The 24,825-nt window shown below is 65.7% G+C and carries 17 protein-coding genes; 4 read left to right on the top strand and 13 right to left on the bottom strand.

Annotated elements, in window-relative coordinates:
- Window positions 1–83: 83 nt before the first annotated feature.
- The gene (locus AC4ELS_RS27755) at window positions 84–1,199 is read right to left on the bottom strand and encodes a catalase family protein (protein ID WP_448443517.1); all 1,116 of its coding nucleotides are present in this window, start codon (window positions 1,197–1,199) and stop codon (window positions 84–86) included.
- Between the two features lie 20 nt (window positions 1,200–1,219).
- Window positions 1,220–3,082, bottom strand: coding sequence for a peroxidase family protein (locus AC4ELS_RS27750; RefSeq protein ID WP_448443149.1), 1,863 nt, complete (start codon window positions 3,080–3,082; stop codon window positions 1,220–1,222).
- A gap of 263 nt (window positions 3,083–3,345) precedes the next feature.
- On the opposite strand from AC4ELS_RS27750, the gene AC4ELS_RS27745 reads away from it, so the two are divergent.
- Both AC4ELS_RS27745 and AC4ELS_RS27740 read left to right on the top strand, forming a co-directional pair.
- Window positions 3,346–4,731 (top strand): hemopexin repeat-containing protein, encoded by a 1,386-nt coding sequence (locus AC4ELS_RS27745; RefSeq protein ID WP_064883044.1) that lies wholly within the window; start codon window positions 3,346–3,348, stop codon window positions 4,729–4,731.
- Window positions 4,732–4,740: 9 nt separating this feature from the next.
- A complete protein-coding gene (locus AC4ELS_RS27740) occupies window positions 4,741–6,159 on the top strand; it encodes an aminotransferase class III-fold pyridoxal phosphate-dependent enzyme (RefSeq protein ID WP_448443147.1) in 1,419 nt (472 codons plus the stop codon).
- 20 nt (window positions 6,160–6,179) lie between these two features.
- On the opposite strand, the gene car is transcribed toward AC4ELS_RS27740, so the two are convergent.
- The 5 genes from car to AC4ELS_RS27715 form a co-directional block, all read right to left on the bottom strand.
- Window positions 6,180–9,614: a carboxylic acid reductase gene (gene car, locus AC4ELS_RS27735; protein ID WP_499050216.1), complete on the bottom strand. Its 3,435-nt coding sequence runs from the start codon at window positions 9,612–9,614 to the stop codon at window positions 6,180–6,182.
- Window positions 9,566–9,952 carry a hypothetical protein gene (locus AC4ELS_RS27730; RefSeq protein ID WP_064960022.1) on the bottom strand — a complete coding sequence of 129 codons (387 nt, stop codon included), beginning with the start codon at window positions 9,950–9,952 and terminating at the stop codon, window positions 9,566–9,568. The genes car and AC4ELS_RS27730 overlap by 49 nt, the downstream gene beginning before the upstream one ends.
- An 81-nt stretch (window positions 9,953–10,033) precedes the next feature.
- Complete coding sequence (locus AC4ELS_RS27725) at window positions 10,034–10,198, bottom strand: hypothetical protein (RefSeq protein WP_157923398.1); 165 nt, start codon at window positions 10,196–10,198, stop codon at window positions 10,034–10,036.
- 281 nt (window positions 10,199–10,479) lie between these two features.
- The gene (locus AC4ELS_RS27720) at window positions 10,480–12,549 is read right to left on the bottom strand and encodes a PatA/PatG family cyanobactin maturation protease (protein ID WP_498886386.1); all 2,070 of its coding nucleotides are present in this window, start codon (window positions 12,547–12,549) and stop codon (window positions 10,480–10,482) included.
- A gap of 292 nt (window positions 12,550–12,841) precedes the next feature.
- The gene (locus AC4ELS_RS27715) at window positions 12,842–13,594 is read right to left on the bottom strand and encodes a response regulator transcription factor (RefSeq protein WP_498888445.1); all 753 of its coding nucleotides are present in this window, start codon (window positions 13,592–13,594) and stop codon (window positions 12,842–12,844) included.
- Between the two features lie 406 nt (window positions 13,595–14,000).
- On the opposite strand from AC4ELS_RS27715, the gene AC4ELS_RS27710 reads away from it, so the two are divergent.
- Complete coding sequence (locus AC4ELS_RS27710; protein WP_448443139.1) at window positions 14,001–15,884, top strand: S8 family peptidase; 1,884 nt, start codon at window positions 14,001–14,003, stop codon at window positions 15,882–15,884.
- Between the two features lie 31 nt (window positions 15,885–15,915).
- The gene (locus tag AC4ELS_RS27705; RefSeq protein WP_448443137.1) at window positions 15,916–17,262 is read left to right on the top strand and encodes an alpha/beta fold hydrolase; all 1,347 of its coding nucleotides are present in this window, start codon (window positions 15,916–15,918) and stop codon (window positions 17,260–17,262) included.
- Between the two features lie 22 nt (window positions 17,263–17,284).
- Here the strand turns inward: AC4ELS_RS27705 and AC4ELS_RS27700 are convergent, their stop codons facing one another.
- The 6 genes from AC4ELS_RS27700 to AC4ELS_RS27675 all read right to left on the bottom strand — a co-directional run bounded on the left by AC4ELS_RS27700 (window position 17,285) and on the right by AC4ELS_RS27675 (window position 24,781).
- Window positions 17,285–18,475: a cytochrome P450 gene (locus AC4ELS_RS27700; RefSeq protein WP_448443135.1), complete on the bottom strand. Its 1,191-nt coding sequence runs from the start codon at window positions 18,473–18,475 to the stop codon at window positions 17,285–17,287.
- A 77-nt stretch (window positions 18,476–18,552) separates the two neighbouring features.
- Window positions 18,553–19,218 (bottom strand): amidohydrolase family protein, encoded by a 666-nt coding sequence (locus tag AC4ELS_RS27695; protein ID WP_499050212.1) that lies wholly within the window; start codon window positions 19,216–19,218, stop codon window positions 18,553–18,555.
- Between the two features lie 28 nt (window positions 19,219–19,246).
- Entirely contained in the window at window positions 19,247–20,833 is a 1,587-nt protein-coding gene (locus AC4ELS_RS27690) for a bifunctional 3-(3-hydroxy-phenyl)propionate/3-hydroxycinnamic acid hydroxylase MhpA (protein WP_448443131.1), read from the bottom strand.
- The gene (locus AC4ELS_RS27685; RefSeq protein ID WP_498888449.1) at window positions 20,830–22,719 is read right to left on the bottom strand and encodes an acyl-CoA synthetase; all 1,890 of its coding nucleotides are present in this window, start codon (window positions 22,717–22,719) and stop codon (window positions 20,830–20,832) included. The genes AC4ELS_RS27690 and AC4ELS_RS27685 overlap by 4 nt, the downstream gene beginning before the upstream one ends.
- Entirely contained in the window at window positions 22,716–23,654 is a 939-nt protein-coding gene (locus AC4ELS_RS27680; protein WP_448443127.1) for a fumarylacetoacetate hydrolase family protein, read from the bottom strand. Before AC4ELS_RS27680 ends, AC4ELS_RS27685 begins: the two co-directional genes overlap by 4 nt.
- A complete protein-coding gene (locus tag AC4ELS_RS27675) occupies window positions 23,651–24,781 on the bottom strand; it encodes a VOC family protein (protein WP_448443125.1) in 1,131 nt (376 codons plus the stop codon). The genes AC4ELS_RS27680 and AC4ELS_RS27675 overlap by 4 nt, the downstream gene beginning before the upstream one ends.
- Window positions 24,782–24,825: the final 44 nt, after the last annotated feature.

The raw sequence follows: 24,825 nt of genomic DNA, 5'->3' as shown, positions 1-24,825 counted from the left end.
GAACAGAGGGTCGACGGGGCTTCGGATATCGGTCGTAGGGGCGAATGTTCTTCCCATTGCAAGTATTTCCCGTTCGCTGGGGGTCAGTCCGGCAGTTCGGCGATGTCGAAGGGCTCGTGCCGGTCGATGCGATTCATCTTGTGCCGGAAGTCGCTCGATGCCTCATATACCTTGCGCTTCAGCCGATTGATGGATCCCAGTGGGCGATGTGCCTCAAGGCCGCGCCACGAGTTGAACGAGAGCACGTCGTCGCCGTAGGCGCGGCGCAGCGCGCTGTACGGGTTCTGCTGGGGAAACACCACCTTGGCCACCGGAAGATATGGGGATTTCCAGGGTTTCGTGGCGTCCTCGATCGGCATCTGTTTCTCGTCCAGACACAGTTGCACGCTGAACGTGTACTCGGCGGGGTGCTTTTCGAAGAACGCCATGATCAGATCGCGGTGCTCGTCCTGTCCTGGATTGCGCGGAAGGGTCTGGTCGGCAAGCGCTTTCACCTCCGGTGAGGTCGGCTCGTACTTGAAACGTGCCACGTAGTCGCCGTACCGGATCGGGGCGGAGGAGTAGAACGTCTCGCCCAGGATGGGACGGTTCGGGGCGATGAACACCGCCAGATTCGGCGGTATCGGCAGGCCGATCTTCTTGAGCGCGCTGAGCAGTTCGCTGCCTGCCCACAGCGCGCCGTCGGACAACCGGGCGAGCAGGGTCGCGCTCAGCATCCCCAGTTTGCGGTAGGCGTGCGCATCGGCGAACAGGAATTCTTCGTGGGTGACGAGCACGAAGTCCTGCGTGACATTCGATTCGTCCTGCGGGTCTTTCATGGCGCGCTCGCCCTGCACCCCGATTGCCTTGACACCGAGTCCGCGCACCCCGCGGTTGCGGTCGCTGCGCAGCACCCCGGAGGTGGTCGAGATACGGGCGATCACCGGGTAGCTGCGTGCTTCGGCGAACATGCCCTGGGCGAGGATGTCCGGCAGATCCGGGTTGACGATGAGTTCGCCGCGCAGGATGGCGTGGCTCTTGGCATGTGCGTCACGAAGCCCGTGCTTGAACTTCTTGTAGGCCCGCTCGTTGTTCTTGTGCAAAGACCCGATGATCTTCTCGATGTCCTCGGCCTCGTCCGCTCTGGGCTGCTCGAGATTCTCGCGGTAGGGAACCGGGCTCAGGCTTTCGACGATCCGACGTACGTCGGCGGCGGTCATGGCTGGGGTCGTCGATGAGGTCATGCGGACGCCTTTCTGATGGGTGAGACACAGGTCCAGGGAGCGAACGGGTTGGCCACACCGGCCAGGGCGGGGGCAAGTTCGGGAAAGTGGCGCAACAACACCGAGCGCATGTTGTTGTCCCGCACCCACTTCATGCCGGCGACGGTGTAGGTCTCGTCACGGAAGTCGGTGGTGAAGAAGCGGTCGCTTTCCAGCCGGCGGGTGGCCATCAGGATGAAGACCCGGAATGCGGTGTCGCTGAAGCCGAATCCGGGTGGTTTGGGCTCGGCGTACAGGCCGATCACCAGGTCCACGAGGTCCACGTCGTCGTCGTAGATCTCGCGTAGTTCGGCCGCCAGCGCAGTGTCACCGGTCAGCTCCTCGAACGTGGTCACCGGCTTGAGTCGGAACAGCTTCCGGAACTCGTTGTACCGCGGCACGCCTCGTTCCCGGCAGCGGATCAGATCGATGGTGGCAAGGTCGATCAGGGTGCCGTCCACCCGGTGCATGTGCTGCAGATGCCTGGGGAAGTTGTGCAGCGACAGTGCGCCCGGATGTGCTCGGCCGAAGGAATAGAAGAGGTCGGACATCGGGGTTTCGGTCAGTCGGGCACGCACATTGAGCACCGACAGCTCGGGTAGCTCGTGCCGGGCGGTGACATGGTCGTCGGCCAGCGCGCGGAACGTGAACTCGTCGGGGATCAACGGGTGCATCCGATACACCGCCACGAATTCCTCGGTCAACGAGTACGGCACCCCGTGATGGGTGGTGGGCGAGCCGGGGATGCCGTGCAGCAGGGGACTGCTGCTGACGCGCCCGAAGCTTCGCCTGAACCGGGGGCCCAGCTTCTCGCCCAGCAGTCCGAACCAGTTGACCCGCATGGCCGTCACCGTTGTCGGGTGCGCGATGATGGCAGGCGTCCAGTCCACGGTGTGGATCTTCGCCATCAATGCGGAATTGACGAGCCGCGCCTTGTCGTAGAGCTGTTGGCCGGTGAGGTACGGGTACTTCTGCGCCAGGTGGTCGCAGATGGCGTTGTGCTCACGCATGAACAGCGAGTGGAGCAGGGCCAGGCCCACCCAGAAGTTCCCCGCGGTGCCGGTGAGATCGGCGGTGGCCTCGACCTCGGCGGGCGGTAGGCCGGACTCGTCGATGCGAAGTTTGCCGCCGTCGGGTGCACGCAGGGCGCCGGCGAATGCCGGTGTGGTTCCGTAGATCTGGGAGGCGTCCCACCAGTGCGACTCCTGGGTGACGAAGGCGGGCGGGCCGGCCGGACCGGGATGAGGGTCCGGCGGTGTGCGTTCGACGCGCATCGGCCGCTGTGGCCATGGGTCGTCGTCGCGTAGCGGCACCACCCAGGGTCGGGTGGCGACCGAGCCGTGGGCGAACCAGTCGTGCACCTCGAACTGAATCCACGCGGCGGCCAGCAGGTTCAGCGTGGTCGCGGGCTGAAAACTGTCGCGGGTCAGCAGGGTGCGGCTGATCAGCCGGGGATTGGGGTCGAGCAGCCGCTGGTCGGATTCCGGATAGGAGTGTTCGGGCGGGACGTTGCGGCCGAACCGGCAACCTACGGAGCCCATGCCCGGGTCTTTGAGGTCGTTGTAGGACCCGTCGCGGGTGCGGGCGCCCAGATAGTTGCCGGCCTCGGCGGGACTGCCCGGCGGGATCGGGCCCGGTTCGGCGGCATACAGATTCGACGTTCGCAGCTGATGGCGCAGTCCGATCAGGACGGCCAGCCCGATCGCCTTGGGTAGGCGGGGCCAGCCCACCGTCTGATCGATGTACTGGGCGACCCGGGCCGCGAGGGTGGCCGTCAGCGATCGCGACCGGGACCAGACAGCGGCGACGAACGCTGATGTCTGTCTCGCCGTGGTCACCATCCGTCGTTTCCCTCCGGCCGAAATATCGAGCCTGTCGGCCTCGATTGTTGTTCACGGAAGCAGAAATGACATGAGTAGTCGGCTACTCGAACCCGTGCGGCGCACGAGGCGGCCCGCGCGCAGTCACCGGCAGGTCACGGGGTGCGTCCCGGTTCAGGACGCCCCGAATACAGGTAGCGCTCCACTCGTGTGGTCGCGCGCTGCTCCGTCCTAGGTTCGGCGTTGGCACACCGATCACGTCCGGAACCGAAGGAGGGACGACGATGACATTCATACCGTGCACGATCAAGGGGTTGCCGGCCGAGAAAGTGGTCGCCTCCGCGGAGGCGGCCGTCGAGGTCAATCCGGCGAACGCGCCCAACATCACCGGGCTGTCCGCGGACGACCTACCGTCGCGGGAGCATCTGGCGGTCATGACCAACAAGCGCTGGAGCGCCGGTGGTGTCCGCCTCACGGTCGGTTTTCTCGACTCCCCGCCGGCCGACTTGCAGCGCCGAATTCTGGCCCATATGAACGCGTGGGGAGCCTGGGCCAACGTCAGGTTCGTGGCGTCCGCCGTGGACCCTCAGGTGCGGATCGCGCGCGTTGCCGACGACGGCTACTGGTCGTACCTCGGTACCGACATCCTGCTTGCCGCGGCGAACGAGCAGACCATGAACCTCGAGGGCTTCACGATGAACACGCCCGAGTCGGAGTTCCACCGGGTGGTGCGGCACGAGACGGGCCACACCCTCGGCTTCCCACATGAGCACCGGCGCAAGGCGATCGTCGACCGCATCGACCGCGAGAAGGCCATCACCCTGTTCATGGCGACCCAGGGGTGGTCGCGTGAGGAGGTGATCGAGCAGGTACTGACTCCGTTCGACGTCTCGGCGTTGACCGCGACCAACGAGACCGACGAGAACTCGATCATGTGCTACGACCTGCCCGGGTCGATCATGACCGATGGGATCGCCGTGCCGGGCGGAACCGACATCGACAACCTGGACGCCCAGTTCGCGGCCAGCCTGTACCCGGGCCCGGTTTCCCCGAGCTCGGTGTGGCCCAACGGCAAGTTGTACTTCTTCAACGGGTCGCAGTACGCGCGGTTCGACGACGCGAAAGGCAAGACCGACCCCGGCTATCCGCTGCCGATCGCCGGATTCTGGACCGGGTTCCCGGCCGACTTCGCCGATGGCATCGACGCGGACGTCCTGTGGACGAACGGCAAGGCCTATTTCTTCAAGGGCAGTCGATACATCCGCTTCGATCTGCCGACCGACAAGGTGGATCCCGGCTATCCGATGGACATCTCGGCGAGTTGGCCGGGGGTGTGGCCGGATGGCTTCGACGCGGTAGTGGTGTGGCCCAACAGCAAGGCCTATTTCTTCAAGGGCTCGGAGTACCTGCGCTATGACATCGCCACCGACCAGGTGGATGCGGGCTATCCCAAGCCGATCAAGGACAACTGGGCGCCGAACCTGCCGACCGAATATGAGAGCGGCATCGACCATGCGGTGATCAGGAACAACGGCAAGGCCTATTTCTTCAAGGGATCGCAGTACATCCGCTACGACATCGCAACCTCGCGGGTGGACAACGGCTATCCGAAGCAAGTGGCCGGCAACTGGCCGGGGTTGTGGGCCGACGGGGTCGGCCGACCGGACTAGCGGTGCCGGATGAACCCGACGACGGGCACCGTGAACCCGCAGGTGCCCTTCACCACCCGGGCGCTCATGCTCGATCCGGCCGGGCTGAACCGGCGATTGAGCGAACTCGAATGTATCGGCGAACTCACCCGTAGGCAACCGAAAACCATTGGTGCCGTTGCCCACCGCGCGCGTACCGGTGTTCACAACCACTACGTGGACGGTATGCCCCGGGTCCTGCCGATGATCGTGGCATGGGCGCGCGGCGCGCACGTGGCCGACCTCGACGGCAACGAGTTCATCGACCTCGACAACGGGCGTGGGGCCAACATCCTCGGCCATGCGGCCCCGGTCGTGACCGACGCGCTGCGGTGCGCCCTCGGCGACGGCCTGTCGTTTGCGGCGGGACACGAGACGGAGACCGCCCTGATGAGTCTGCTGCTGGCCGCCGTGGGGTGGGCCGACGGCGGATTCTTCAGCAGTTCCGGCACCGAAGCGACGATGCACGCGCTCAAGCTGGCCCGTGCCTACACCCGGCGCCCGCTGATCGCGATGTTCGACCAGTGCTATCACGGCCACCACACCGACGTTCTGGCCGCACGGTTGCCCGACGGGACGGTGACGCCGTCGATGCCCGGCGTCCCACCGTCGGTGGCATCGTCGACGATCGTGCTGCCTTATGGCCGCAGTGCATTCGAGGTGATCGAGGCGCGCGCCGCCGAACTCGCCTGTGTGATCGTCGAGCCGATCCGCTCCGGCTGGCCGCAGTTGGACCGTGAATTCCTGTCCGGGTTGCGTGAGGTGACATCACGAAACGGTGTCCTGCTCGTGTTCGATGAGGTGCTGACCGGCTTCCGGTTCCGGTTCGGAAGCGCGCTCGACGCCGGCCCCACACCCGACCTGGCGAGTTTCGGCAAGATCATCGGCGGCGGCCTGCCCATCGGAGCCACCGTGGGGCGCGCGGACATCATTGAGATGGGTGTCACCACAGGGGAACACCTTCGCGACATGCAGACCCGGACCCGGGTTCTCGGAACGTTCTGCGGCAACGTCCTGTCCTGCACGGCCGGCCTGGCCCAGCTCGCCTATCTGCGAGACCACGGCGATGCCGTGTACGCGACCACCCGGGCAGCGGCCGATCGATTCGCCGGGCACCTGCTGCGCCTCCGCGATGAAGCAGGCCTTCCGATTGCGATCCGGCGTTACGAGACGCTCGTCCGTCCACTGTTCGGCACCATGGGGACCGAGGAGTTCGTCGACCTGGTGCACCCACAGCGCCATGCGGTGGCCGAATACATGTGGACGTACTATCTGCGCGCGGCCGGGGTGCACCTTCCCGAGTTCCTGTACCCGCTGTTCACCGCCGCACACGACACCGAGGTGATGGATGCGGTTTGCGGGGCGATCACGCAATCCGTCGAGGGTCTACGGCGCGACGGGCTGTTTTGAACCGGCGAGCGCCCTAGTACTCACAGCAGGCCGCGGTGACGCAGTGCGGTGAGATAGCCGTGGATGAGATCCGGTGTCAGATGGGGGACCGGGCGCGGCGCGCCACTCGACCGGAGGCTCTCGCGGAATCGCTGTGTGGGAAAGGCCGATCCCGCAACGGCTTCGGCGGGCTCGGCGAACGCAGCCATGAGCGGGAGCAGGCAGTGCCGACGTTGCCGCACCGGTAGCGCGCGCATGGCCGTCTCGAACCGGGCTGCCCACTCCCGGTGGGATTGGAGGCGAGTGATCGGATGCCCGGCCTCGACCAGCCAGTCCACGATCTCGTCGAGCGAGATGGCATCGTCGTGGTCGTTGACCACGTTGTAGGTCGCGAATCCGCCGAAGGGTCCTGGCCCGGCTGCCAGTTCCACGATGGCTGCGGCGACGAAGTCGACCGGCAGGCCGTCGTAATGCGGGCGGTAGGCCGGCTGCCGGTAGAACGAGGGCGGCGCGATGCCGGTCGCGGCCAGGCTCAACACCAGCCGGGTGAACACGTCGCCCACATTGAGGTGATCAGTGAATCGGCTGTGCGCCATGATCATTCCCGGGCGAAACACCGTGACTGATAGCCCGTGGGCGTCGTGGGCCCGGCGCAGCAGTACCTCTGCGGCCCACTTGCTGATCACATAACCGTTCGCGGGTGCTGTGTTGCGGGTGCGGGCCGGGCAACCGACCCGGACATCGGCGTCCTCGGGAAGCGGCCGGCCGTCATCGGTGGTGCCTGCCGCCGCGGTGGAAACGAAGGCGAATCGCTTCGATTTGCCGGTGATCGCCAATCGGATCAGGCCCGCGGTACCAACGACGTTGGGACCGAACAGTTCCGGGTAGGGCAACAGGTGATTGACCAGGGCACCCGAATGCCCGATCAGGTCGACCGTGGCTGCCAGCCGCGACCACGTGGCACCATCCAGTCCGAGGTGCTCGTCGGTGAGATCGCCCGCGAGGACCTCCAGCCGGGATTCCGCGGGCGGGCCGAACTCGGCTTTCAACCGGCGGTGGGCATCGGCGTTGTCGGCGCCCCGGACGAGGCAGATCACCGTGCCACCGATGGGTGCCAGCCGGCGTAGCCACTCTGCGCAGAGTAGTTGTCCGAGAAAGCCGTTGGCGCCCGTCAGCAGGACCGTCCGGGGCGGGCCGGGGTTCGGGGCCACGGGCCGGTCCCGGTCGATCGTGCGCGCCTCGATGAACCGGTCCAGGGTCAGATCGCGGGCGTACACGCGGTCGGTGCACTGGCCGTGAACACCCGTGCCGGCCGGGCGGGGGATGGCGCGACGCTGTGCTTCGATCAGCGAGGCGATCCCGCTCAGGTTGCGGGTGGGATCGATGACGGCGGTGGCAGGCACCCGGGCACCGAAGATCTCGGTCAGCAGCGTTGCCAACGTCAGTGCGGTCAGGGAATCGATGCCGATGTCACTCAGGACCGTGTCGGCATCGATGGTGGTGATCCCCAGGGAGGCAGCGGCGGCCAGGCGCACGGTCTCCAGCACCGGCCTGTCGGCGGCGCCCTGCCGAAGTGTGGCGAGTTCGACCGCCTGGCGATCGGCGATGTCGGCGTAGGTCTGTTCGAGCTGCTCACGGTAGTGAATGTTCAGCGCCGGTCGGGCCGGCTTGGCGGTGGCGGTGAGCAGTCCGTTGTCGACGCTGAACGGCCGGGGATCGATCAGGATGTCGCGGGGCACCTCATAGGGACGCAGAGCGTTGTCGCGGGCAATCGTCCGCAGCGATGCGAGGATGGTCGCCTTGGTGGCGGCGGGGAGACCGGGTGGCGTCTCAGGCACGACCACTGCCAGGACGAACGCGCGACGACTGCTGCCGTACACGAAGATCTGCCGGATGTACGGACTGGTGACGAACACCGACTCCAGGTGGGAGAGCGCGACGAACTCGCCTTGGGACAGCTTGACCACGTTGCTGCGGCGATCCACGAATGCCAGGTGATCCGGCCCGATCTCGGCCATGACGTCACCCGTACGGTAGTAGCCCTCGTCGTCGAAGGCCGTGTCCGTGGCGTCCGGACGGTGGTAGTACCCGGGGGTGAGGACCTCGGATTTCACGAGTAGTTCGCCGCGGGGATACGGCCGGTCGGTGCCGAAGTACCCCAGCTCGGGAATGTCGACCAGCTTGTAGTCGATCACCGGGGGACGAACCACCCGACCGTCGTTGAGCACATTGCCGGTTTCGGTAGTGCCGTAACCGATTGCGAGGTGGATACGCAGGCACGTTTCGATGAACGTGGTGAGCTCCGCCGACAGCGGTGCGCTTCCGGACGCCGCCAGGAGCATGCGCCCGCCGAGCACGTTCTCGCGCAGGTGGGTCATCACCTGCGCGCGTACAGTTGCAGGGTCCGAAGTCGGCGCCGAACGCTGGCTGCATTCGCTCTGGTACCTGCTGTAGATCATCTCGCACACCCGGGGGATCAGCGGAAGCACCGTGGGACGCACCGCGGCGATGTCGTCGAACAAACTCGACATGTCCGGTGCGGCAGCGAAATAGGCCGTGCCGCCACTGGCCAGCGTGGTGAGCACCAGCGCCTTCCCGCCGTAGTGACTCATCGGCATGTAGTTGTAGGAAATCACCGGTATGGCAACGGAATTGCGCCAGGTTCCGGCGACCATGCGTTCGGTGTACATCGCGGCCTTGGGGGTCCCGGTGCTGCCCGACGTGTAGGACAGGCCGACGAGCCGGTCCGGGTCGGCAGGCGGCAGCGGTGGGCGTGGCGATGCTGCGGGTGGCCGTCGGAGGCCGCGCCGGATGACCTCGTCGAGCGTTTCGAACAGAATCGGGTGCCGGGACTTCGTCAACCGCAGTTGGGCCTGCTCGAAAGTGTCACCAAAATCGTCGATGTCGGCTCGATGGTCGAAGACGATGAGGCGGCGCAGTCGCGGAGCGCTGAGTGCGGCTTCGACCGCAGTAGGCAGTTGATCCGAGCTGACGGCGAGGGCCGACGCCCGGGTTTCCGCCAGCACTCTGGTCAGCTGCCCGGTTTGCGCACCGTACTGGACCGGGACCGTCACGGCACCGGTCAGGGCGCAGGCCAGGTCCACGGTGATGTAGTCGGCGCTCGCGAACCCCAATGTGCAGACGAACTCGCCTGATGAGATCGGGAATGCTTGGTGGGCACGCCAATCCGTGGCGATCGTGTTGATCCGCTGCCAGAGCTCCCGGTAGCTGATCGTGTGCGGCGCGGACCCCGTGCACCGGCCGAGTGCCGGCCGGTCTGCATAGCCGGTCATGACCGCCGCGATGATGCCGGCCAGTCCGAGACCGTCCTCACGGACTGCGGCGGACACCTCGGGAAGCGGAACGCAACTGCGGAACTGCCGGTCGGCGGCGTACAGTTCCGCAGCGCGCCCGGCCAGTTCCGCCGTCAGGTCCGTGCGCAGCGCGCGGCCGCGTACGGTGCGAGGGTCGGGCATATCGCAACGCCGAACGGTGCCGACAGCACGAAAGGCGCAGGGTCGGCCGGATCGGGGCCGAACAACCCGAACCGCGAGAACCGGGCGATCTTCGTGACACCGTCGTCGTCGAATTTCTGGTCCGGGCCCGGTGTCATCCGCAACTCGTGCAGGTTTCGCCGGTCCACCGCTCCCTGCACCGGGAGGAAGGGCCGCCCCGGCGGTCGCTGGACGTACCGGATCACCCGGGGCGGCAGCTGCTCGGTGGTCGGTGTGATCAACGCGGTGGGTCTGTCCCGGACGATCGGTGCCTGCTGCATGCGAAGCGAGAACGCTCGGATGCTGGGGGATTCGGACATGGGTGACTCCGTCTGTCAGAGGTGGTAACCGGGAGTGCGGCGCATCGGTGACATCGCGTCAGCCGATGCGCCGCAACAGGTTCAGAGCAGGCCGCCCAGGATTCCGATTCCGGTGGTGGCGACTTGCTCCCACGGGAAGTCGAATGAGGCTCCGACGCCCGCCTGGTTGGTGAATGCTGCGGCCCCTGCCGGCGTGCGATCGATCGGCGAAGCCTGGGGCGGCAGCATTTCATTTGCTGTACTCATGGATTTCTCCTTGTTTGTTGTGTGTTGATCTGACTGAAAACCTGATCTGCTGATTGATTCTCGATTCGCTCCTTTCGGGGGTGAACGCGTTCAGTACTTGATCCCTTTCGATGCGTAGCACATCGAACGAGCCAGTCCGGGAAGGTCTCCGCAGCTGACCGACGCCTGTACGGAGCCTGTTCCGATGCCGCCGCGGGCATCGTCGTCCAGACGCGCGATGCCGGGCCTCTGCGGGGGCAATGCGGCCGAAGCGGTACGACGAGTAGTGTTTTTCATGTTTGCTAACCTCCTGATATCAGGTACTGATGGATGGGAGCCAGCTGCACCGGCCACGGGTCGCTGACGTCGACGGTGGCCTGATAGACCACCCGGGCCCGTCGTTCGTTCTCCGGCGAGAAGAACGTGATCTTGACGTCCCAGCAATCGCAGTCGAGCCGACCGAACGGACTCTTGACCGCACTGATGCTCTCCAGTGAGTACAGGCTGGTGACATCGCCGTCGACCAACTCGCCGGCCAACAGTCCCTTGGCCATCACGTCCGAGAAGATGAAGGCGTTGGTGGCTGTGTAATTGATCGCGCGATCCGCCGACGACGAGCCGAGATTGCGAAGCTCGTAGTACACCTTGTCGAGCATCTGCCGCAGTTTGAGTTCGGTGCGGGACTCGGCCTTGGACCGGTCGATGCCGAGCTGGTTGGTCAGCTTGTCGAAGTCGATCGCACCCAGCACCGCCTTGACGAGGTTGTTCTCGTTCCAGGTGTACAGCCCTCGGCGCTGCACGACGATCACCGGAAGGCGTTGCCCGGCGAACGTTGTCACCGTGCGGTTGGTGAGGACACCGGGAAGCGATACCCGAGAGACGAAGTCGTCGTCCTCGGCCGGGAGCACCTGACAGCGCAACGCATAGCGCAGCATCTCGTAGACGGCTTCGTGGTAGGTGACTTCGGCCTCGATCGCATAGATCGGGGTGAGGTTCAGGTTCATCGTCCAGATGAGCTTGGTCGATTCCCACGGGTGCTTGTCGAGGTAGTTGGCGAGCTGGACCGCGTCGTACGGGTTTGGTTCGGTCACGATCGGTGTCTCGTCGGAGCTCTCTGCCATCGGCATGAGTTGGCGGAAACCGTCGCGGCGGGCTTCGGTACCGAAGTCGAACCCGATATTGCCCAGTGCGAACACGTTTGACACCGGTATCGGGTGGGCTGACTGTGGCGGGGTGGGCGCCTCGTGCGCGGCCGATGCGGTCGTGGCCTCCTGGGATGCCGTGGATCCGCATGAGCAAGGGGCCCCACCGCACGACGGCGCGACTCCGGTCGGGACCGGAACGGCATCGGGTGGTATCGGCGGCGGCCCGGGATTCATCAGCCCGGAATCGGTTGGTGTCGCGTCGATTCCTGAACTCGCGACGTGGGGGATCGGTGTGGTTGCCATGTCGGTCACTTTGTCTCCTTGTGTGATCAGCGCGTGTGCGCCGTGAACGTTGAGAATTCCCGCCAGGCAGCGGGGGTCTGAATCTCGGGCACAGGCCAGCGCGCTGGCGATCACTGCCCGTCGCACCTCGGCAACGTCGGTGCTGCCGTCTCGCCGCCGCTGAGCGGAGAGGAGCAGCGCGGCCAGGGCGCTCACGATCGGGGTGGCGAAACTTGAACCGGTGAGTTCGGCGATCGTGCCGCCCGGTATGGCGCCGGGAATCGCCTCGCCCGGCGCCAGCACGCCGCCCCGTGCATACCGGTCACCAAAGTTGCTCGACGGCAACGCAACTCCGTTTCGTCCCAGTGCGCCGACGGCCAGCACGTTGGGCAGAGCGGCAGGAACGTGCAGGCAATCACACCCGTCATTGCCGGCTGCGGCAACGATGAGCACGCCGTTGCGCTCGCACGCCTCGACGGTGCGGGCGAGCAGGGGATCCGCTTCTCCGAGCTCGACGAGTTCGCCACCGCTGATATTGATCACATCTGCCCCGCTCATCATGGCGCGTTCGATGGCCCGGGCGAGGTCGAGTTGTGAGAGGTGTCCACTGGTGTCGGTGAAGATCGGGACCACCACGCCGCGACATCCGGCGGCCAGGCCCAGTGCTCCGGTGGCCGGTTGCCCGAAAATGATGCTGGCCACGTGGGTGCCGTGGCCCGACATCGCGCCGGGGCCGGCCTCGTCGAGGACGAGCGAATCCGTACGGGTGATCCGGGCGTCGGCAAAGCACGGGTGGGCAAGATCGACCGGCCCGTCCAGAATCGCGATGCACACCTCGGGGTCGGGAATTATGCTGTCCCGCAGTGACTTCAGCTCACCGAGGATGTAGTCGGTGTCGGCCGCCCGCACGGTCTGCGGTGGCTCGGTAGCCTGCACCTGGTTCATAGCGCAATCGTGCGCGGCAGCAGGGCGTCCCACAATTGGCCTTCGGATGGATCTTGCCCGTGCCCCCTGTGGGGGTGGCGGATGTACCGAGCGGCGAACTCGGCCTATATCTTTCGGTCGATTTCCCATCGTCGGCATTGACATTGCCGACGGCGCGGCAGTAACACGAAAGACATGGCATCAAAGCGGAGCAAGAGAAGCATCGAGCAGATGCGTCAGGATCTGTTCGCGGTCAAGGAACGTCAGGACGGACTACGGGCCGAGCATCGCAGGCTGATCCGCGAGCTCGACCTCAACTCGGGCGGTGAGTCGGCCATCCTTCGAGAGCAGCGCCGGTGGAATACCTGCCCCCCTCCGTTGCGCCCATATGTCCGGCCTGCGCCGGCGCAGAATCCCTGATTCTCGGCGCGTCCGCGCCGTGGCTGAGCTTGCGGGCCACGTAGGCCCGGCGCCGCACACCGAGTTTGCAGATCACGTTGTGGACATGGCTTTTCACCGTGCCGGGGGAGATGTGCAGGTAGTCGGCGATCTCCTTGTTGGTCAGCCCGTGTGCCAACAGCCAGGCCACTTCCTGCTCCCGCTCGGTGAGGCAGTTGCTCTGCCCGCCCGCGCGTCGGCCGCCGTTGGCCTCGATGCCGCGAAGTAGGGCGCCCGAGATCTCGTCGGAGCAGTGCGCCGCACCCCGGGACACATTGACCAGGGCGTGACACAGCTGGTCGACGGAGGCGTTGCGTCCGACCAGTCCTGCCGCGCCCGCGCTTGCCCAGGCCATCGCCTGACCGGGATCGTCATCGAGTGCGACCGCGATCAGTTTTCGCGGCGGGTCGCAGCGGCGTAGCGCTGCTGCGGACTCCAGCGCCAAGCGGGTACTGACCTCGATCACCACGATGTCGACGGGCGGGTCGATCCGCGCCAGGTCGCCCAGTGCGGCTGTGGCATCGGTCGCGGTCCCCACCATCTCGAATTCTGGGATGCGTTGGATCCATTCGGAGAGCAGTTCGGTCCATGCCCGTACCGCGACGATGGCGAAGACGTGGTGTCGCATGATGTGTTCGCCGGGTCAGATCTGCCTGTACAGCAGGAAGTTCGGGGCCACTTGAAAATTCGACTCAAGCGTATTCATGGCACTTCCCCTACTGCCCCGAGTGACTGGCGTGTCAACCGATGGTAAGGAACCCGCCGACCCGCGGTACCGAGTAATCGACTACGTGAGTTTTCCGATGTGCGGCCGCGACGGAACCGACGCGCGTAAGCAGTGGGTGCGCTCCGATTCCGGGGACCGGTCGACGAGGGGATGCCATGAGTGATTCGGGTAGTCGGCTACTCGTGCCGCGTGGCCCGAATCGAGCCAGGATCGTCAGCATGTCGATTTGGCACACGACCGCCTCCACAATGTCCGATCCTGTATTGAATACCTTCTACTGGATCGAGCACAGTTCCGAGGTGTCGTGGTGAGTCCTGCTGACAGTGAACTCTGGGCCGTTCGGGTGCAGTGCGCCCTGTCGGACCTGGCGGCCAAGGAGATCGACGCCAGTCCGCAAAAGCTGCTTGAGGCGGTGGCCGCCCGGTTTGCCTCACGTTTCGACCCCGATGATCGCCTCGGCGTAGACGGGGCGCCCCGGTGGCATCGCAGTGTGGACGCTGCCGTCGATCAACTGGTGCACCAGAAACTGGCGACGCGGCGCAGGCCGGCGAAGAAGGCCGGGGCTGATGCGGCGCAGCCGATCGTGCGGTTGACCCCGGCCGGTCGGACCGCCGCCGAGCAGGCGTGCTCACAGGCGATGACGCCCCCCGAGCGGGCCCGCACCGTGGCACCGGCCCCGGCCGAGCAGCCGCCGCACCGCGACCTGTTGGTGGCCGGGGTGATCACCCCGCCGCTGCGGGAGAAGTTCGTGGTGGGCCCCGGCGAGGATCCGGAGAAGGCTCGGGAAACGTTGTGGCCGATCATGATCGAGCTGAACCTGCGCTACGCCGAAGGCGTGGCGGCAGCGGTCGCCCGCGTGCGTGAGCTGTGGCGACTGTTGGACGGACCAGGCGAACCGCTCGAGGTGGCCGACCAGTTCATGGTCGGCGAGTTGACGACCAGGCAGATCGAGGGCCTGGTGTCGGCGGATTCCGTGCCGCAGAGCTGGCCAGAGCGGGCGGTCTACCGGATCTGGCCAGACTTCGACGCCCACCCCCAGATCGATTCCTCCGGCAACACCGTCAAGGCGGTCCCGGCGCAGCGGGCCTTTGCCTGCTATGGGTCGGGAATCGTCTGGGCGGTGGTCGATTCCGGAATTGACGAGACGCATCCGCACTTCACCGACCACGCCACCGTGAGTGATCCCACGGTGCACGACCTGCACCGGGATTTCACCGTGTCCGGTGGCGAGAAGGCATTCGCACCGACCGCCCTGCAGGATGCCGACGGGCACGGATCCCACGTGGCGGGCATCATCGCCGGAGGGCTGGTAGGCAAGACCGCCGACGCTGTGTATGTGGCCGAGAAGCGTTTCAATGTCGGTGCACCCGAAGGCGATATACCCATACTGCAGAAGCGGGTGGTCAGCGATCCCAGTCGGCTGGCGGGGATGGCTCCGGACGCCAAGCTGGTCAGTCTCAAGGTGTTGGGTCCCGGCGAGAAGGCCTCGCGGGTGAGCCGGGTGATGCGCGCCCTCGCCTATGTCCGGGAAGTCAATGCGGCGAGCGAGCGGATGCCCCGCATCCACGGTGTGAACCTGAGTCTGGGATACGAGTTCGCGGCGGAATGGTTCGCGTGCGGGCAGAGTCCGCTGTGTATCGAGGTCGACAAGACCGTGCGGTCGGGGGTGGTCGTGGTCGCCGCGGCAGGCAACAGCGGATACGTGTCGCTCAATCCGCTGTTCACCACCGACGTCACGAAATTCAGCGCGGGCATGACGATCAACGACCCCGGCAACGCCCAGCGGGCGATCACCGTGGGGTCGACGCACCGCGACGCGCCGCACACTTCCGGAGTCTCCTACTTCTCGTCCAAGGGGCCGACCGGCGATGGTCGGTGCAAACCAGATCTGTTGGCTCCCGGTGAGCGCATCACGTCGGTCGCGGCAGGCAAATTCCGCAGCGATGTGCTGCGGCAGACCGACGCCCCGCCGCAGAGCGCGGCGATCTACATCGAGGCCACCGGGACGAGCATGGCCGCACCGCACGTATCCGGTGCGGTTGCGGCGTTTCTGTCCGTCCAGCGCGAGCTCATCGGGAACCCGGAGGAGATCAAACGCATCTTCACCGAATCGGCTACCTCCCTCGGCCGGGATCCGGCATTCCAGGGCGGCGGTCTGCTGGATCTGATGCGTGCGTTGCAGTCCGTCTGACGAGTTCATTCACGAGTCTCAAGGAGTCGACATGACCGAATCCATCAAAGGCAGGCCGTTGTGGCGGTTGGTATTCGACGCCGACGGTGATGTCGATGAGGCAACGCTGTCCGAACTGCGCGACGGTATCGGTGCGGAGGGGATCACCGATCTGGTGCTCTTCTCGCACGGCTGGAACAACGACGAGGCGGCGGCGGAGTCGTTGTATGCCCGCTGGTTCGGGCTGCTCGCCGACCAGCTCGATCCGGACCGCAAGGTCGGGTTCGTCGGTATCCGCTGGCCGTCGCAGCTGTGGCGCGACGAACCGATTCCGGACTTCGACGATGGCCCGGCAGCGGACGGCGGGGGCGCCGCGGCGCTGGACGAGCGGGCGGTGACGGTGGCCGGGCCGGCCACCATCGATCCCGCCGAGCTGAGGGATCTCAAGGACATGTTCCCCGACGGCAGCGAACATCTGGATGCCATCGCTGCCCTGTTGGAACAACCGCCCACCGCTGAGCGGGCCGGAAAGATGTTCGAGGAGTTGCGGAAGTTCAACGCGGCCACCAAAACCGGCTTCGACGACGGCGAGGAGGACAAGCCGGTGCAGGTCCCGGGCATGCTCGACGAACAGCGCCCCCCTGTCGACGTCTTCAACAAATTCGCCGACCGGTTGGCCGACGCCGGCGTGCAGTTCGGCGACGGCGGGGGCGGTGAGGCCGGTCTCGGCGATCTGGGCAGCAAGATCTGGCACGGTGCCAAGGAAGTCCTGCGCCAGCTGAGCTACTGGAAGATGAAGAACCGTGCCGGTGTCGTCGGCAAGGACGGGCTGGGCCCGGCAATCGATGACCTGGTCGGCGCCCACCCGAATCTGCGGATTCATCTGGTCGGCCACAGCTTCGGTGCCCGGCTGGTGTCGTTCGCGCTCGACGGGATCGCCGATCGGACACCGTCACCGGTGAAATCGGTGACTCTGCTTCAGGGTGCGTTCTCCCGGTTCACCTTCACCAAGGGGCTGCCGTTCCGGGACGGGGATGGCGCCCTGGTCGGGCGGCTGGCCCGGATAGACGGTCCGATGGCCGTCTGCTTCTCCAGCCACGACAAGGCATTGGGGACGTTCTACCCGCTGGCGTCACTGACGGCCGGCGAGGATGCCGCTGGCATCGAGGATCCCTTGGCGCGCTGGCGGGCCATGGGGGCGCTCGGGGCGTTTCGGACCGACATACTGCCCCTGGACGATGAGGGCACGACGTACCCGTTCCAGCCCGGTCAGATCCTGAGTCTGGATTCGTCGGACGTGGTGGCCAAGGAGGACGGCCCATCGGGTGCGCACAGCGACATCTTCCACAAGGAACTCAGTTGGGTTGCTGCGACTGCCGGGAAATTGATTCGGGCTTGAGCTCGCCCTCTGTTACGTGCGCCTATGCGGCAATCAGCTTGAGAGGCAAGTGCTCGTGGCGGCGGATGATGTTGTTGACCGCCCATTTGGGCGTACCCGCTAGCTCGATCCGGTCCACACGCTCGAGCAGCGCCCGCAACATCGCGGTTGTTTCCAAGCGCGCCAAGCCCTGTCCGGCGCAGGCGTGGGCACCGTGTCCGAAACCGACGTGACGGCCGGCGTCACGTCGGATGTCGAAGTCCGCTGGGTTTTCCCACTCGCGTTCGTCACGATTGGCCGAGGCATAGATCACCAGGACTCGCGCGCCCCAGGCGATTGGCACTCCAGCGATTTCAGTGGGCTGCGCGGTGCTCCGCGCAAAGGCGCGCAGCGGTGGCTCGTAGCGGATGGTTTCATTGACGGCGTTTGGCAAGAGGTCGGGTTCGTCTTTGAGCAGTTGCCACTGGTCGGGGTGGTTGGCGAAAAGATTCAGCGCATTGGCGATAGCGCTCATCGTGGTATCGATCGACGGGGCGATGTAGTCGACGAGCAACGGCGGGCACTCGTGGTGCGCCAGTTTGCCTTCGTCCGCGGCGGCAAGCAGCTCATCCGCCATGCTGCCCTCGATGACGTTGCGCTCGCGAACCACGCGCCGGGCGAACCGCAGCATACTTATAGTTTTGGGTACCGCCTTGATCGCCTGCCAGTTGAGCGGACCGAGTACGTCGAACGTCGCTCCGGCCCAGGCAACCAGGTGATCGCGTTGATCGCGGGGCCAACCGATGAGGTCGGGCACGACGGCCAGCGGCAGCGCGGCCGCGAGGTCGTTGACACCGTCGATCTCGCGCTTGTGGAGCGCAGTTTCAACGACGCTACGGGCCGTGTCATCGACGGTGTCGCTGATGGCACGCAGAGCACGTGGCAGCATGCGGTGCGCGACGCGCTTGCGGCGTTGTTCATGCTCGACACCATCGCTGTTGAGCGTGGTGCCGTGCGACATTCGGTTGGTGATCGGATTCAGTGCCACACCGTGGCCCGAGAGAAAGGTCTTGTCGTCGCGTAGCGCCGATTTGCACTCGGCATAACGCGGCACCGCATACGCCCGTTGCTTCGCCAGCCACACCACCGGACCGAGGTCACGCATTCGCTGGTAGTGGGGGTAGGGGTCGGTGATGGCGTCGACAGAGTAGATGTCGGGTTCGTAGATGGGGAGGCCGGCAGGTGGGCGTCGCATTGATGGTCCTCTCATGACTTTGGCGGTGGACGATTACGCGCGGAGCGTCCGGTAGGACGGCGAAGGATCGCTGTTGCTCACGCTCGGCATTGAAGGAACTCGTGTGCGTTCGCGGATGTCACCGCCCGCCAGTCGGTTTCGGGGTCGGAGTCAAGGGCGGCGATCTGCTGGCCTACGGCAAACGCCGGCGTCCAGCAGTAGTCGCTGCCGTAAAGAATGCGGTTGGACCCGACTACGTCCCGAAGCACTCCGGCTTGCGTCGGCAGTGGATGCCCGGCCGTGTCCAACCACATGCGCTGCAGCTGGGCATCGGTTGTCAGGCATTCCCACAACGGTTCCAGCGATTCGTCGCCGAGGTAGCGTCCGCCGTTGTTGCTCAGAAGCACGACACCCGCCGCCCCATGAATATCCGTTGCTCGTATGGCTTCGCTGATGGCGGCATCCACGTCGGGGAGTGGAAGCGAGGCGAAGAAGGAGAAGCGCTCAGGATGCGCGGCGACCGTGCGGGCTGCGACGTCGTTGACGTGCCGCGCCAGTGCGGGTGCGTCGGCCGCACCGGCAAACGACACGCCGGGAGAGGAGAGCGACAGGATGGCGTGCCGGATTGCGTTGTCCTGCATCAGTGAAAGGTGCTGTTCTGCGCTCCAGCAGGGCCATTGCGGCATGCCGCCAGAATGTTCGATGCCTGCAGCGATCGCGGCGGCGACGTATTCGTCGGTGAGGAAGTGCGCGTGGACGTCCACCAGGGGAGTGGATGGCATGAGCGATCGCCTAACTGGTCTGGATGGGTGGGTGGGCGCTGCGTTCCCGAGCTTCCGGTGTGGACGACATGAACCCCGGTATGGCCGCACACAGTTTCCCTACGGCACGGCCCGAGCACATGACCGTGCGGTCAGGCCGGACGACAGCGGCGGTGGCATGCCCGTCGCGTAGCCACCGTTCCAGCTCGCCCCCGGGTTCGGCGACGTGCACGACGATGCCGTGTTCTTCGAGTGTGGTGCATTGGAACGCGAGCGGGCGTGTGGTGGTGACGAGCGCAAAGCTGTTGCCCAGCAGCGTGTCCAGGCGCTGTCCATCGGCCAGAACCGGGTTGGGACACAAAGTCCCGGCGAGGTGGCGGGGGCCGCGGCTTCTGATGACCAATGCCGACTCGTGCAGGCGGGGGGTGGTGCCATCGGTGAGTTTGTCGCGGAGGCCGGGTATCAACTGCAGCCGGGGTGCGACGGTGCGCCGCACCATGTTTCCCGCATGACCACCGGCTGTCATTGCCCACCCCATGGCCAATGCCAGACCGATCATGCTGCGCGCGTGGGGTTTCCGTTCCTGCTCGTAGGTCGACAGCAGGGCCTCGGGTAGATCTCCGTTGATCACACCGGCTACCTTCCATGCCACGTTCATCGCGTCGCGCAGGCCTGCTCCCATACCTTGCCCGATGAAAGGCGGTGTGAGGTGGGCCGCGTCGCCGAGGATGAGCACGTTCTGTTCCCGCCATTTGTCGGCGATCTGTGCGCGAAAGGTGTACTCGGTTACGCGTACGACCTCGAGTTCATCGTCGACGAGATCGCCGACCCATGGGGCGACCAGGGGCCGCAGGGTCGCCATCGTGCTGAAGTCGGCCGCAGTTTCCGAAGACAGCAGCCGAAATTCCCAGCGGTAGCGGTCTGGCCCGATCCGCATGTAGGTCGCAGCCCGAACGGGATCGCATACCTGATGCACACCATCCCACTGATCGAGCTCGGCCCCGGTGACCACATCGGCCACCAGCCAGCGCTGCTCGAAGCGCAGGTCTTCCATGGCCGCACCGATGGCGGCTCGCACGATGCTGTTGGCCCCGTCGCAGCCCAACACGTAGCCGGCTTCGACGACATGCTCCGTTCCGGTGGCACGGTCGGCGTAGGTCACCCGCACGCGGCCGGATTCGTGCTGGGTGACGTCGATGACCTCGGAATTGCCGCGCAGCTTCACATTTGGACGCTTGGCCAGGTTGGCGCGCAGCAGCTTCTCCAGCTCGGGTTGGTCGAACATGTTGGCCTGCGGGAAGCCGTGCCGGCTGCGGGCCGGGTCGCGGTCGAACTGTGCCAGCGCGTGGTGGTTCTGGTCGAGCAGACGCAGCCCGAGCGCTGGTCGGGATATCGCGGCGAACTCTTCGGCCACGCCGAGGCGGGCGAGGATGCGATGAATCTCGTCATCGAGGTGGACCGCGCGTGGCTGGGGATAGACCGATTCCCAGCGGTCGAGAACCAGCGTGGGTACGCCGTAGTCCGCGAGCAACGTCGCCGCGGTGATGCCGGTCGGCCCCGCTCCGACGACGACAACGGGCACGGATTTCGTTGAACAGCTCGCGGAGGGATCGGTCATGGTTGTTCCTTGATGTCCCACGCGAGCGCGTAGCGACCCAGGGGCGCGGCAATGGCCTCGGTGTCGGCGCCGGCGTCGACGACCACGGTCACCACGATGGCTCCGTCGTCGACGGCTACCTCGACGTCGACGACGCCGGGCACAGTGACCAGCGCGTCACGGATTGCGCTGCGAGTGGCGTCGGCGCGCAGCGGGGGCTTGTAGGGCTTGCCGACGGCGGTGACCGGGATGGTATCGATGATGATCACCGATTTCGGCGCGGCCGCACTCTCACTGACGTGCTCGACGGCCCACTGCCGCAACGATTCCGGAGTGACGGTAGCGTCGGGGCGAAGTGTCACATACGCCACTGGCACCTCGCCGGAATGGACGTCGGGACGTCCGACTGCCGCGGCGTCCGTGACGTCCGGATGGTCCAGGAGCGCATCTTCGATCATCGCCGGGTCGATGTTGTGCCCGCCGCGGATGATGAGGTCTTTGGCCCGACCGGTCAGATGGACAAACCCGTCGCCGTCAACCCAGGCCAGGTCGCCGGTGTCCAGCCAGCCGCCGTTCAGTTTTCCGAGCCCGTCGAGCACGTAGCCGTTGTTGGTGCGGGCGGTGACGTAACCGGGAAAAACGGTGGGTCCGCTGATCGCAAGGTTTCCCGTCTCGCCGGCCGGCAGGTCGTGCCATTGGCCGTCGTCATCGATCCTGACCGTTTTGACGAGCTGGTAGGGCAGCCGCTGGCCTACCGAGCCGGGGCGAGGGTGGTCGGGGAAACTGCGCGCGCTGACACACGTTCCTTCGGTCAGCCCGTAGCCTTCGATCAGAGGCACCCCGGTGTGTGATTCGAAATCGGAGCGAACCGCTGCCGGCAGCGCTGAGGCACCCACCAACGCGTAGCGCAGGCTGGAGATGTCGGCGTCCACGGGGCATTTCGACAGCACCGCATATACGGTCGGCACCGCGCTCATGGCGCTGATGCCGTGGTGCGCCACGATCTTCCAGAAGTTCGGGTACAGAGCCGGGTCCCGGTATCCGAGCGGGCCGGCCCACACCGCGTGCTGGCCGCGCAGCATGGGCGCCAGCAATGTCACCACGAGCGCGTTCACATGGAACAGCGGTAGGCCCGCGAACAAGGTGGAGTCCTGGTCGAGCACAGTGTTGGCGGCGATCATCCAGGCGTCGGTGACCTCGTTGGCATGGGTATGGGCCGCCGGTTTCGGCTTGCCGGTTGTTCCGCCGGTGTGGAACAGGGCGGCCAGATCGGTGGACGACGGGGCTTCACCGTCGAAGGTCGAACCGTCATCTCCGGGTCGGAAGTCGCTGAAGTAGTGCACTGTTGCGCCTTCGATCGCCGGAACGGGCGCCGACGCATCGCGACCTCCGTTGGGGCGCAGCAAGAGAACGGTGTCGATCACCCCTGCAGCCACCAGATGCTCGGCGGCCCGCCAGCTGGCTTCGTCCAGTTCGGGACCGGCGGGCACCAGCGTTCGTGCGCCCGAGCGTTCGACCAGATGCGCGATGTGGTCGCTCGACAGAGCGCCGTTGACCGGCGCGGCGATGCCCGCCAGCTGCGCGGCCAGCGTGGCCGTGATCAGCTCATCACAGTTGGGGCTGATCAGTGCGACCGGGGTGTGCCGCTGAACGCCCTTCTGACGCAGCATGTTTGCGGCTCGGTGCACGTCCGCCAACAGTTCGCTGAACGTCCGCGTGCTTGCCTGTCGCCATCGATCGGCATCGGGCATGGCGCTGATCGCGGCGCGGTCGGGCCACAACGTGGCTGCCCGCTGCAGCACCGCATATGTCGAGTTCGGCAGGCCCCGGTCGGCCAGTGGGACGCGCTCGATGGCGCCGACGTCGCCCGGTGTGGCATGGCGCGGCCACAACAGGTCCGCGTTCACGTGTACCGCACCGAGGTGCGCTGGGTGCCGAGGTCGATGGCACCGTCGTCGGTAGTCACCGACAGTTCCACGACGTCCCCGTGCTGCAGATACTTGGGATTGCCGGCTTGACGCGAGAAGAACGCCTTCCACTTCATGGCCGGAGGCAGCAGCGATCCGATGATCTCGACAGGCTTGGGCGGCGCGCTCAAGGCCGTACCCGCAGGCGTGCCGGTCAAGACGAGGTCACCGGGACTGAGGTGTTGGAACCGGGCCAATGACTGCAGTGCCTGTAGGGGTTTGTAGATCATGTCGCCATCGACCAGCCTGTTCTGGCGGACCTCACCGCTCACCCGCAGCTCCAGTCGCAGGTCGCCGAACCGCTTGAGCTCGTCAGCCGTCAACAAGACCAGCGCCGGACCGACCGGCGTGAATGTCGGGTACGACTTGGCTTCATAGAACTGCGTTTGCGGAAGCTGAATATCCCGGGCGGAGACATCGTTGGTGACGACCAGGCCGGCGACATGGTCGGGGAGGTTCGACTCGGTCACCTCGGTGCCGACGGGCAGCTCGCGTCCGATGACCAGACCGATCTCCACCTCGTAGTCGAGAAACTTGACGTGCTGCGGCTTGACGATGTCGTCGAACGGGCCACTGATGGAACCCGACGTCTTGCGAAAAAAGGTGAGCGGGATGGTCTTTGGGTCCATACCGGCGTCTTTGACATGCGAGGCGAAGTTGGTCATCTGGGCAACCACCCGGCAGGGAGCGGTCACAGGGGAGAGCAGATCGAGGCTGTCGACAGGCACCGCCTCCCCGCCACGCGTCGCGGCGTCTATGGCGGTCCGATCGGCGAGCAGCTCTCCGGTGGTCGTGGCCGAGGTGTCGATTCGCACGGCGCCGGTGGCGGTCTGGACCCACCAGGCGTCGGCGGTGCGCAGGATTGAGATGGTCATGACTTCGCTACTTTCAGCAGGCCGATGAGGCGGTTGATATCGAATTCGTTGTCGCCTCGCAGGGCTGCGAAGATCGACTGTGCTTCGTGTGGTAGGGATTTCGGATTTGTGCCGAGGAAGTCCTTGCTCGCCGGTGGTCCCCACTGGGCCAGGCCCGAGGCGGTGAACGGGGCCCAACCCGGTTCAAGGGTTGAGTCGAACAAGTCGCCATCGGTGAAGTGCTCGACCATGAAGCCATCAGGATCACGCCAGTAGTCGAAGAGCTGACTGCCCTGGATGTGTCGCCCGATTCCCCAGGACCGGAAATATCCACGCTCCGTGAGGTATTCGCCGCCGGCGGCCAGCGCATCGAGATCGCATACCTGATAGGCGGAGTGCACGTAGCGGTTCTGTGGTCCGAGGGCCAGCGCCAGCGTGTGGTGATCAGCGGGCGTCGCGCCTCTGTCGCATCGAATGAAGCTCATGGCCGGTCCCCGGCTGCGCTGACCCGAGAAGTAGAGGAAGTCGCTGACGATCATGCCGAGGGTGTCGAGATACCAGTCCAGCGTCTCAAGGTATTTCGTCGACTGCATGACGAGGTGACCGAGCCGTTGCACCGTGGTCGGCTCCCGACGCGGGCGTTGGGTGGCGTTGACGCGGTGAATGTCGTGCCCCATGTTGTAGCGATGCGGAGTCTGTGACGGCAACGGGTCGAGGGAGTGCATCCCCGACACCACGTGCACCGGCACCCCGCTGGGGTCGATCAGATCGACCGCCATGCCGCCGATGGCTGCGGGTAGCGACCTGGTTCGTGCGCCGGTCGCGGTGGCCAGTCGCAGTAGGTCCGCTTCGTCGGCGGCGGCGAACGCGACCCCGAGGAACCTGCTCCGGGTGCCGCGGCGCACGATCACGCACGGCGCGGCCGAATCGCTGCCGCGTAGATGCAGTTCCTCGTCGGTTCGTAGCGACGTGGCGAAACCGAATGCGGCCGCGAACGCCTCGGCCCGCTGAAGGTCCGGTTTCTCGAATTCCAGCCAGGCGATGTCAGCCACCTTGATCACGGGGTTGCGGGAGCGCCCGCAATGCTCGCCTTTCCTGGCGCCCTGCTCGCTGTGGAGCTCGTTGTGCGCGCCGACCAGGTCGTTCATCCCTGACACCTTTCATTCTGACGAAATCGTCACATACGACGCGA

The sequence above is a fragment of the Mycobacterium shunyiense genome, assembly GCF_058270035.1.
The sequence above is the reverse complement of the archived record's forward strand: the minus strand, read 5'-3'. Positions and strand labels throughout refer to the sequence as shown.